Consider the following 11,348-nt stretch of genomic DNA (forward strand, 5'->3'; position numbering starts at 1 on the left):
CTGGAACTGCTCGGCGACACCGGTCATCTTGTTGCGCCGACCCATGGACAGGATCTGGGTGAAGCCACAGTAGAAGAAGATGCCTTCCAGTACGCAGTAGAACGCGATCAGGTTTTCCAGCAAGGCCTTGTCGGTTTCCACGGTGCCGGTGGTGAATTCCGGGTCGGACAGGTCGCGGGTGTACTGGATGCCCCACTGCGCTTTCTTGGCGACGGAGGGGATCTCCTGATACATGTTGAAGATTTCGCCTTCGTCCATGCCCAGTGATTCGATGCAGTACTGGTAGGCATGGGTATGAATGGCTTCTTCAAAGGACTGACGCAGGATGTACTGGCGACATTCCGGGTTGGTGATCAGGCGGTAGATAGCCAGCACCAGGTTGTTGGCGACCAGGGAATCGGCGGTGGAGAAGAAGCCCAGGTTGCGTTTGACGATGCGACGCTCGTCGTCGGTGAGGCCGTCGGTTTTTTTCCACAACGCCAGGTCGGCGTTCATGTTCACTTCCTGGGGCATCCAGTGGTTGGCGCAGCCATCCAGGTATTTCTGCCAGGCCCAATCGTATTTGAACGGGACCAGCTGGTTCAGGTCGGCGCGGCAGTTGATCATGCGCTTGTCGTCAACTTCCACTCGGCCGGCGGTGCCTTCCAGTTCGGCAAGGCCTTCCTCGATGTCCATCTTGGCCACGGCGGCCTGGGCGCGGGCTACCGCTTCTGAAGCGGCTCGGGCTGCGGCGGTGTTGTCTCGTCGCTGTTGCTCGATTCCATCATCCGCAGAACTTCCCGCTCCCGGTGCTTTAGCTTCAGGTGCCGCTTGGTCAGATACCGTCTCAGATTGCGGCGGCGTTGCGGTTGCGGGCTGCGGTTTGGCGACAGGCGTCTCTTGCGCATTAAATTCGTCCCAGCTCAGCATGTGTTCTCTCCATTCTTTCAAGGGTGGCGCGATGGCGTCACCGGTGGTGCATTCTTTAAGTGGCCTGATGCTGGATGCCTGACGCCGGACGCATGAAGAAAGGCGTGCGTTGAGCGTCCGGCATCTGGCGTCCGGCGTTTATTGGCAGGCTTCGCAATCCGGATCATCGATGGAGCAGGCCTGGGGTACGTCGGCGGCTTGGCCGAATTCTGCGGCTGGCTCTTCCACCTTGGAGGAAACCCGGTTCAGCTTGCCATCATTGATGGTGGACTTTTCGGTCTGCGTGGCGCCGATGGCGCGCAGGTAGTAGGTGGTTTTCAGTCCCAGCAACCAGGCCATCTTGTAGGTCACGTCCAGCTTTTTGCCGTTCGCTTCGGCGATGTACAGGTTCAGGGATTGAGCCTGGTCGATCCATTTCTGGCGACGGCTTGCGGCTTCCACCAACCAGCGCGGCTCCACTTCAAAGGCGGTGCGGAACTGTTCTTTCAGGTCTGCCGGAATCCGTTCGATGGGCTGCGCGGAGCCATCGTAGTATTTCAGGTCGTTGACCATCACGTTGTCCCACAGGCCGCGCTCTTTCAGGGCGCTGACCAGGTACGGGTTGACCACGGTGAACTCGCCGGACAGGTTCGATTTCACGTACAGGTTCTGGTACGTGGGCTCGATGGACTGGGAGACCCCGGTAATGTTGGCGATGGTCGCGGTAGGAGCGATGGCCATGACGTTGGAGTTACGCATGCCTTTCTTGGCCATGGCGCGCACGCTGTCCCAATCCAGAGTCTGGCTGCGATCGACTTTGCAGTAGTCCTCGCCACGCTGTTTGACCAGGATCTCGATGGAGTCGATGGGCAGTACCCCCTGGCTCCACAGGGAACCGTCGAAGGTCTGGTAGGCGCCGCGCTCTTCGGCCAGTTTGGCGGAGGCCTGGATGGCGTAGTAGCTCACCGCTTCCATGGAGTTGTCGGCAAACTGTACGGCGCCTTCGGAGGCGTAGCTGATGCCTTGCTTATACAGGGCGTCCTGGAAGCCCATGATGCCCAGGCCCACCGGGCGGTGCTTCATGTTGGAACGCTCCGCCTGGGGCACGCTGTAGTAGTTGATGTCGATCACGTTATCGAGCATGCGCACGGCGGTGTTGATGGTGCCTTGCAGCTTCTCGATATCCAGGCCGTTTTCGTCCACGTGCTGGGCCAGGTTCACGGAACCCAGGTTACACACGGCGATTTCTTCCTGGTTGGTGTTCAGGGTGATCTCGGTGCACAGGTTGGAGGAGTGCACCACGCCCACGTGCTGCTGCGGGCTGCGCAGGTTGCACGGATCCTTGAAGGTGAACCAGGGGTGGCCTGTTTCAAACAGCATGGAGAGCATCTTGCGCCACAGGTTGATGGCGGGCAGACGCTTGAACAGTTTCAGTTCGCCACTGCGGGTTTTGGCTTCGTATTCCAGGTATGCCTTCTCGAACGCTTCACCGTACAGGTCGTGCAGGTCCGGGGTGTCGTTGGGGCTGAACAGGGTCCAGTCTTCTTCGTTGATCACACGCTTCATGAACAGATCGGGAATCCAGTTGGCGCTGTTCATGTCGTGGGTACGACGGCGGTCGTCACCGGTGTTCTTGCGCAGCTCGAGGAATTCCTCGATGTCCATGTGCCAGGTTTCCAGGTAGGCACAGACGGCGCCTTTGCGCTTGCCACCCTGGTTAACGGCCACGGCGGTATCGTTGACCACTTTCAGGAAGGGGACGACACCCTGGGAGCGACCATTGGTGCCCTTGATGTAGGCGCCCAGTGCCCGCACCGGGGTCCAGTCGTTACCCAGGCCGCCGGCAAATTTGGACAGCATGGCGTTGTCCTGGATGGCGCCGTAAATGCCGTGCAGGTCGTCGGGCACGGTGGTCAGGTAGCAGCTGGACAGCTGCGGGCGCAGGGTGCCGGCGTTGAACAGGGTCGGCGTGGAGCTCATGTAGTCGAAGCTGGAGAGCAGGTTGTAGAACTCAATGGCGCGGGCTTCGCGATTGTCTTCTTCCACGGCCAGGCCCATGGCTACACGCATGAAGAAACACTGGGGCAGCTCGATGCGGGTGTCGTTGTGGTGGATGAAGTAGCGGTCGTACAGGGTTTGCAGGCCCAGGTAGGAGAACTGCAGGTCGCGGTTGCCATCCAGGGCGGCACCCAGCTTGTCCAGGTCGTACTCGGCCAGTTGCGGAGACAACAGTTCCAGCTCGATGCCTTTGCCGATGTATGCTTTCAGCGCTTCACCGTAAAGGGCGTTCATTTCATCGTGGCTGGCGCGCTCGGCTACATTCAGGAACTGCAGGGCTTCGGCGCGAATCTTGTCCATCAGCAGGCGGGCGGTGACCTGGGAGTAATTCGGCTCCACCTCGATCATGGTACGGGCGGTGATCACCATGGAGGTGTTCACGTCGTGGATAGACACCCCGTCGTACAGGTTTTTCACGGTTTCGGTGATGATCTTGTCGGCGTTGACATCGCTCAGGCCGGAGCAGGCCGCACGAATCAGGTGCTCAAGGCGGGCCATGTCCAGCGGTGCCTTGCTGCCGTCTTCCATGGTGACAGACATATCCACCTGGTGGGTGGGGGCGGGCAGGTCGCTGCTGTGTTCGGCGGCGCGTTTGGAGGCCTGCTGTTCACGGTACAGTACATAGTCACGGGCGACTTTCTGTTCGCCGTTGCGCATCAGGGCCAGTTCGACCTGGTCCTGGATTTCTTCGATGTGGATGGTGCCACCGGAAGGCATGCGACGCTTGAAGGTGGCGCTGACCTGCTCGGTGAGGCGCGCCACGGTTTCATGGATGCGGGACGATGCAGCGGCGGTGCCGCCTTCCACAGCCAGGAATGCCTTGCTGATGGCGACGGTAATCTTGTCGTCATCGTAGCTCACTACCTTGCCATTACGCTTGATCACGCGCAGCTGGCCGGGGGCGGTGCTGGCAATACTTTGATCCTGGTCGTTGCTGTCGCTGGCAGGGGAGCCGGCGTTCTGTGGGTTTTGGCTCATATCCGTCTGCATGGTGCCCTCTCCGTTGTTTGTGCTTTCGCTGTCTGTTTTGTGTGTTGTGGGCGTGGCAGCTTCACCACGCAAAACGCCACGACCCAGGGCCATGGCGTGTTAAATCGTGTCGTGGGTGGTGCATGGTGGTATCGCGAGCGCGCGAACCACAATATATTGTGTCTTATCCATGACGTTATTCTTTCCCCTTCTTGTCGGTAAAAGGCTAAATCGCTGATGCGATTGCACTTTTCCACGCTGTAGACTGTTTTGTCCTGGGGCGGCGTCCGTTTTACAAAAACCCAACATCTTGGGGTCGGCGCCTGAATTCAGTACAAGTTATAGTTGTCCCCGCTTTTTTGCAAGCACTTCGCCTGGGGAAATCTTGTGGATAACCTGTGGGGCGATGTGGGTGCATTGCGAGTGCTTTTTTTCTGTGCAGGCGCACACTAGATATAGTGTTTGTCAATGGGAAAAAACGGTCACAGGCTGTTCTGTGTCAAGGGCCCGTGGGCCCCACGCAAAAGCGGGGTATGGCGGTTGTTTGTACGATGAACAGGCCGAGAGGTTGCCGTGCACAGCGTGTATGCGTATAAACATCCGATAGGGATACGTTTGTTACAGTTCGCCGGGTTGGCGCTGAAACAAAACGACAATAACGATACAAATTCAAAAGGATAAGGACGGGATGACAACGGTGCAGGATAACCCGCCAGCCATCATGATCGTAGAAGACGACGAGCGTCTTGCCGATTTAACCTGTGAATATCTGCAAAGCAACGGCCTGGATGTCACGGTAGTGAGCGACGGCGAAGAAGCCATTCGTCGCATCCGTGCGGAACAGCCCGATCTGGTGGTGCTGGATCTGATGCTGCCCGGGGCCGACGGCCTGACGGTATGTCGTGAAGTGCGCAGTGCCTATAAGAATCCCATCCTCATGCTGACCGCTCGTACGGATGACATGGATCAGGTGCTGGGGCTGGAAATGGGCGCGGATGACTACGTGGCCAAACCGGTGAAACCCCGCGTGTTGCTGGCACGGATTCGCGCCTTGTTGCGCCGGGTGGAAACCGACAGCGAACGAGACAACTCACCGGCCCGCCTGGAATTTGGTGCCCTGGTGATCGACAACTCGGCGCGGGAAGTGACCCTCGCGGGTGAGTCGGTGGACCTGACCAGCGCCGAATACGACCTGCTTTGGTTGCTGGCGTCCAATGCGGGCACGGTGCTCTCGCGGGAGACGATTTTCGAGAAACTGCGTGGCATTCAATATGACGGCCAGGACCGCTCTATTGATGTGCGTATTTCCCGGATTCGCCCGAAAGTGGGGGACGACCCGGAAAATCCCAAGCGCATCAAGACGGTGCGTTCCAAGGGCTATCTGTTCGTCAAGGAAATCGGCGCGGCATAACGGCTGTTTTGGCCGTCGCGGCGCAGGGATGACGCTGGGTGACGTTTGAATAGTATTTTCCTGAGGCTCTACGGGGGCTTGTTGCTGGCGCTGTGTTTCATCGGCGCCATCACCTATGGTGCCGTGGAGCTGGTGAACAGCTACCGATCTGATCTGTACCGGGAAAAAATGGCCCGCGGTACCTTTTTCCTTATGGCGGAGGGCTACCAGCGCTATGAAGCCGGGGATCGCGATCGCTGGAGCCAGGTACTCAGCAAGCTGTTCAGTGCCGAGATATCCCTGAAATCCCGCGAGGAACTGGCGCTGGGCTACCGGGAGAAGCTGCACCTGGAAGACGGCCTGGTGGTCATGCGTCTGAACGACGATGAAGGCTACGCCGACATTCTGTTCCAGATCCCCGACGAAGATGCCTATATCAACACACGTATGACCAAAGTGTCCGAGCAACAGGCGCGGGCTACGGCAGTGTTGATTCTGAATCATTTATCGCATTTTCAGGAATCCGAGTGGGCTCCGGCGCTGGCGGACCTGCAGCATCAGTTTGGTTACCCGCTGACACTGGTTCAGCGTGATGACGTCTCCCTGGATGGCGAGCAGGAGCAGCGACTCAATCGCCGCGAAGTGGTCATCGCCCTGGATGACAGTACTCGCCGTGATTCCAGTATTCGTATTTACGCTCCGGTGGCGCAGACCGGCAAGCTGTTGGTGATTGGTCCGCTAAGCCTGTTTGACCAATTCCCCATTGAGCTGTTGATCATTGCCGGGGCGACTAGCCTGTTGGCGGTGGCATTGGCAACCTACCTGCAGGTGAGTCCGTTGCAACGCCGACTCAAGCAGCTCGACAATGCCGTGAGCCAACTTGGCAGTGGTGATCTGGGCGCCTACGCCAATATTGAAGGCAGCGACGCCATCGGCCAGGTGGCCGCCACCTTTAATGGCATGACGGCGCACATTCGCCGGTTGATCGAATCCCAGCGGGAGATGACCCGGGCGGTGAGCCATGAACTTCGCACTCCGGTGGCACGTCTGCGTTTTGGCCTGGAGATGCTGGCGGATATCGAATCGGCTGAGCTGCGTCGGGAAAAGCTCAATGCCATGGATCTGGACATCGAGCAGCTGGATCAGTTGATCGACGAAATTTTGACCTATGCTCGTCTGGAGCAGGGCACACCCAATATCGAATTCCAGCCGGTGGTGATTGGCGAGTTGTGCGAACAACTGCGCGATGAGCTGGAAACCATCCGCGATGAAACGGTCATCACCGTGATCAATCCGTACCCGACCCTGGAAGTGGAAGCGGAAGAGCGTTACCTGCACCGGGTGTTGCAGAACCTGGTGACCAATGCCTTGCGCTACGCGAAAGCACGTATCGTCATGCGGGTGGAGGAGAGCGAGGATCTGGTGGTGATCCATGTGGACGATGATGGTCCGGGTATTCCGGAGCATGAGCGCGAGCGCGTGTTCAAACCCTTTGCCCGGCTGGATAAAAGTCGTCACCGGGCCAGCGGCGGGTATGGTTTGGGGCTGTCCATCGTGAAGCGGATTGTGGACTGGCACGGCGGAGAGATTCGCGTGGAAGAAAGCCCGGAAGGCGGAGCCCGGTTTACCGTAAGCTTGCCCAAGAGCCAGCAAGGCCAGCATGTGCTGGGTCGGATGAGTGGATAGTGCGCCGGGCACCAGATACCGGACGATATCGAAAACCGTAATCGAACCCGGCTGCAGTGCGCGAGCTGTGCGTCAGGCACCCGGTGCCAGGCGATATATAGCCGATAAGGTCTATAAGGTTGTCCGTTATCGTGCAATCTGTCATCGGACCTTCATTTAAAATGCGTCTCCCGACGCCCTCCGGGACGTCTGCCTGATCCAGCCACCAATACTGATAACAGGATTAGCCGAGTCATGTCTTACATCCTATCCATCGACCAGGGCACCACCAGTTCCCGCGCCATCGTTTTTGATGCCAGTGGCCGTGCCTGTGGGCAGGCGCAGAAAGAGTTTCGCCAGCATTTTCCCCAGGATGGCTGGGTGGAGCACGATGCCATGGAGATCTGGAATGACACCCTGGCGATGTGCCAGCAAGCCTTGCGCAATGCCCGGGTGGAGGCACAGCAACTGGCCGCTATCGGTATCACCAACCAGCGAGAAACCACCGTGCTGTGGGACCGGGAAACCGGGGATCCGCTGGCCAAAGCCATTGTCTGGCAGGATCGCCGTACAGCCGCCACCTGTGAAAGGCTAAGGGATCAGGGGCATGAAAGCTGGGTGCGCAGCAAGACGGGCCTGCTGTTGGATCCTTACTTTTCGGCCACCAAGCTGGCCTGGTTACTGGATAACGTGGCGGGTGCCCGCCAGCGTGCTGAGGCCGGTGAGTTGGCATTTGGCACCATTGATAGCTGGCTGCTGTGGCAGTTGACCCGCGGCAAGGTGCACGCCACCGATGCCACCAATGCCTCGCGGACGCTGTTGTTCAATATTCATGAACAATGCTGGGATGAGGAGCTGCTGGCCTTGTTCAATGTGCCGGCTTCAGTGCTGCCGGATGTGCGCGACAGTGCCGCCGACTTTGGTACCACCTGCCCGGAATTGTTGGGCGCGGCCGTGCCGGTGGCGGGTATTGCCGGGGACCAGCAGGCGGCTCTGGTCGGCCAGGCCTGTTTTTCTCCGGGGATGGTGAAAAGCACCTATGGCACCGGCTGCTTCATGGTCATGAATACCGGCGAGGCAGTGGAATCCCATAACCGGTTATTGACCACCGTGGGCTACCGCCTGAACGGCAAGACCACCTATGCCCTGGAAGGCTCCATTTTTGTGGCGGGTGCGGCGATCCAGTGGCTGCGTGATGGCCTCAACCTGATTCGTGATGCCAGTGAAACCGAAGCGCTGGCCCGCCGTGCCGGTTCCGCCGGTGGCGTGTATCTGGTGCCGGCCTTTACCGGCTTGGGGGCGCCCTGGTGGGACCCCCATGCACGGGGCGCGTTGCTGGGCCTGACCCGCGACACGGGTATTGCCGAAGTGGTAACCGCAGGGTTGGAAGCGGTGTGCTACCAATCCCGGGATCTGCTGGATGCCATGGCAGCGGACTGTGGCACTCGGCCCACCACTCTGCGGGTGGATGGCGGAATGGTGGTGAACAACTGGCTGAGCCAGACCCTGTCGGATGTGCTGGGCGTCTGTGTGGATCGGCCGGTGGTCACCGAAACCACCGCCCTGGGAGCGGCCTATCTGGCGGGTCTGGGGGTGGGCTTGTATACATCGCTGGAGTCCGTGGCCGAGCAGTGGCGTTGTGAGCGGGAGTTTTCCCCGGCGCTGGACGAGGCGGAGCGTCAGAAACGCTACCAGGGTTGGCGGGATGCGGTGGCCCGGGTCTGCCAGTCCTCCCCGGATTCATCAAGCCGCTAAAGTGCATAAAAATCAGAAGGTTCGGTGCGGTAAAATCCGTTTTACAACGATGAGCGGTTCCGTTTAGGGGATGGCCAAACTGTGACGGAGTAGGCATTTGGTATTACTATTGGTTCAACAATAATACTATTATGCTACTAGTTGGTGCGATCGATAGTGGGGATGATCGCACCAAATCGGGAAATCCGGCATGGATCAAACGTTAACGTTCCACCCTGTGGCCTTGCAGTCGCAGCGATTACGCCGGGTGCTCTTTGCCATCCTGGCGGGCGGCAGTGCCCATACACTGCTCTGCTGGATCGCTTTGCAGCTGGACTTTTTCCGCGGTGGGGAAGCCCTGTTCTACTCCCTTTTTGCTGCCCTCTGGGCCGGCCATATCCTGTTTGTCTTGTTTATGCTGGTGGGCCTGAACCGCCGGCTTTCCGAACCTTCCATGATCATGCCGCTGATGGTGTGGTCAACCACCGGGTTATTGGTCACTGCCCTGGTCGTCGATCAGGTGCGTCTGTGTGTCATGTTGATTTTCTTCGCCATCGTCCAGATGGGGGTGTTGCAGGCTTCGCTCCGGCAGTTCATGGCTCTGGCAGGGTATTGCGTGCTGGGGTACGCGCTCGTGCTGGGGGTGGTTTGTGTGTACTGGCCGGAAGTGGTGGACGTGCAGGGCGAGTGGATTCAGTGGGGCCTGTTCAGTGCCATGGTACTGGCCGCCATGCTGGTGGCGTCGGAGATTTCCACCATTCGGTTCCAGTTGGGTAAGCGTAATCAGCAGCTGGCAGAAATTGTTGAGCGTATTCACGACATGGCGGTAAAAGACGAGCTGACCGGGTTCTACCGCCGTCGCCATGCCATGGAGCTGCTGAGCAAGGCGTGCGGGCAGTCTGCCCGTGGCGCGTATCAACTGGGTGTGGTGTACCTGGACCTGGATCATTTCAAGAAAACCAACGATCAGTATGGCCATGGCATGGGCGACCTGGTGTTGCAGCGTTTTGCGGATGTGACACGGCGCCACCTGACCAATCAGGATTTCGCCGCCCGTCTGGGCGGGGAAGAATTCATGCTGGTGTTGCCGGTGAGTGATCCGGAGGAAGCGCGCAATCTGGTGGAGGGTATTCTGCTGGGCATGCGCAGCCAGCGTTTCAAGGACGCTCCCGGGTTGGCGGTCACGGTTTCCGGGGGGCTGGCGATGCTGAATCCTGGCGAAACGCCTGCGCAGTTGATCAAGCGGGCGGACCAGGCGCTGTACCGGGCCAAGGAAACCGGCCGCGATAGATTGATCGTCGGGGAGACGGAATGAATCAGGACCTTCATCAGGCAGAAAAACTGACGTTGAGTGAAAAGCGCCTGATGCAACGCCATAGCCGTTCGGCCATGGCGATCATGGCCATGCATACCTTGCTCTGTGTCGTCTATTTTCAACTGGGCTATATGCATATCGCGCTGCCGGAAGCATTGCTGCTGGTGTCGCTGGTCTGGATTTCTCTGTTGGCTTACCAGCTGCTGATGGCAACCGGCATTACCTTGAATCTGCGTGAGCCAAGTTTGTCGCTGCCGTTGATTCTGTATTTTATCGGGGTGTTCATGGTGTCGGGGTATTACGTGGATGAGTTTCGACTCAGCGTGGTGACCCTGTTCTTTGCCGCCTTGCTGATGGTGTCGTTCCGGCTCAGTGGCAAGGTGATGATTGCCGTGGCGTTTCTGGCCAGTGCAGCCTATGCGCTGATGCTGTGGCTGGCGTTGATGGATCGCTGGGTGCAGCTGAGCCTGTCGGTGGAGCTGTTGCAGTGGCTGGTGTTTGCCATGATCTCGGTCAGTTTTGCCGTCACCGGTGGGGGCGTGAACCGCCTGCGTAATGCGTTGGCAGACAAGAACCGGGACCTGGCCAATGCGGTGGAAAAGGTGCGGGAAATGGCCATCCGTGATGATTTAACCGGCCTGTTCAACCGCCGCCATTTGCTGGATGTTCTGGAGCGCCAGCGGGCGCTGGCCGGTCGTAAAGGGGTGCCGTTTGCGGTCTGTTATGTGGACCTGGATCACTTCAAGAAAATCAACGACCGGCACGGTCATGACTGGGGGGACCGGATACTGCGCCAGTTTTCCGAGCTGGCGTTATCGGGCATGCGTGACGGTGATTTTTTTGGTCGCCTGGGAGGCGAGGAATTCCTGCTGGTGTTGCCGCAAAGTGATGCCCACGGCGCCCTGCTGGTGGCTGAACGTCTACGCCAGCGTTGGCGTGAACAGCGTTTCGATGCCCAGGGTGGCCCGGCCACTGTCAGCCTCTCCGTGGGCGTGGCGGATTATCGGGACGGCGAAAGTGTCGATGAGCTGCTTAACCGGGCCGATCAGGGGTTGTACAAGGCCAAGTCCGGGGGGCGGGACCAGAGCCAAGTGGCGTGAAAAGGCAGTTAATAGTTAATAATGAATAATTAATAGTTACGCGGATGGAACGCCCCGGAAAAAGTAGACACCTTCATTTGGAGAGAAGGTGTCATGAAATACAAAGCCAAGCGCTACTTCAGCGATGATTTCAAACGCGAGGCCGTGCAGGCCTCGCTATCCACCACGCAGACACAGTCCGCACTAGCTGGCAAGCTAGGCATACACCCAAAGTTGTTAAGCCGCTGGC

The 11,348-nt window shown here is 58.7% G+C and carries 8 protein-coding genes; 6 read left to right on the forward strand and 2 right to left on the reverse strand.

Features of this window, described 5'->3' with window-relative positions; all coding sequences use genetic code 11:
* Together A3754_RS13685 and A3754_RS13690 are read right to left on the reverse strand one after the other, a co-directional pair.
* Window positions 1–909, reverse strand: a 909-nt coding sequence (locus tag A3754_RS13685) for a ribonucleotide-diphosphate reductase subunit beta (protein WP_063520134.1), incomplete at its 3' end; no start/stop codon positions are given.
* 138 nt (window positions 910–1,047) lie between these two features.
* The gene (locus A3754_RS13690; protein ID WP_063520135.1) at window positions 1,048–3,936 is read right to left on the reverse strand and encodes a ribonucleoside-diphosphate reductase subunit alpha; all 2,889 of its coding nucleotides are present in this window, start codon (window positions 3,934–3,936) and stop codon (window positions 1,048–1,050) included.
* A gap of 667 nt (window positions 3,937–4,603) precedes the next feature.
* Between A3754_RS13690 and A3754_RS13695 the strand changes: the two genes are divergently transcribed.
* From A3754_RS13695 to A3754_RS28860, 6 genes are all read left to right on the forward strand, one after another.
* The gene (locus A3754_RS13695; protein WP_007149065.1) at window positions 4,604–5,326 is read left to right on the forward strand and encodes a response regulator; all 723 of its coding nucleotides are present in this window, start codon (window positions 4,604–4,606) and stop codon (window positions 5,324–5,326) included.
* A gap of 45 nt (window positions 5,327–5,371) precedes the next feature.
* Complete coding sequence (locus tag A3754_RS13700; protein WP_063520136.1) at window positions 5,372–6,991, forward strand: ATP-binding protein; 1,620 nt, start codon at window positions 5,372–5,374, stop codon at window positions 6,989–6,991.
* Between the two features lie 234 nt (window positions 6,992–7,225).
* Entirely contained in the window at window positions 7,226–8,725 is a 1,500-nt protein-coding gene (gene glpK / locus A3754_RS13705) for a glycerol kinase GlpK (RefSeq protein ID WP_063520137.1), read from the forward strand.
* 190 nt (window positions 8,726–8,915) lie between these two features.
* Complete coding sequence (locus A3754_RS13710; protein ID WP_063520138.1) at window positions 8,916–10,019, forward strand: diguanylate cyclase; 1,104 nt, start codon at window positions 8,916–8,918, stop codon at window positions 10,017–10,019.
* Complete coding sequence (locus tag A3754_RS13715; RefSeq protein WP_063520139.1) at window positions 10,016–11,119, forward strand: GGDEF domain-containing protein; 1,104 nt, start codon at window positions 10,016–10,018, stop codon at window positions 11,117–11,119. The genes A3754_RS13710 and A3754_RS13715 overlap by 4 nt, the downstream gene beginning before the upstream one ends.
* Before the next feature lie 93 nt (window positions 11,120–11,212).
* A partial coding sequence (locus A3754_RS28860) for a transposase (RefSeq protein WP_156496993.1) occupies window positions 11,213–11,348 on the forward strand: 136 nt, incomplete at its 3' end.

This window comes from Alcanivorax sp. HI0083 (assembly GCF_001635175.1).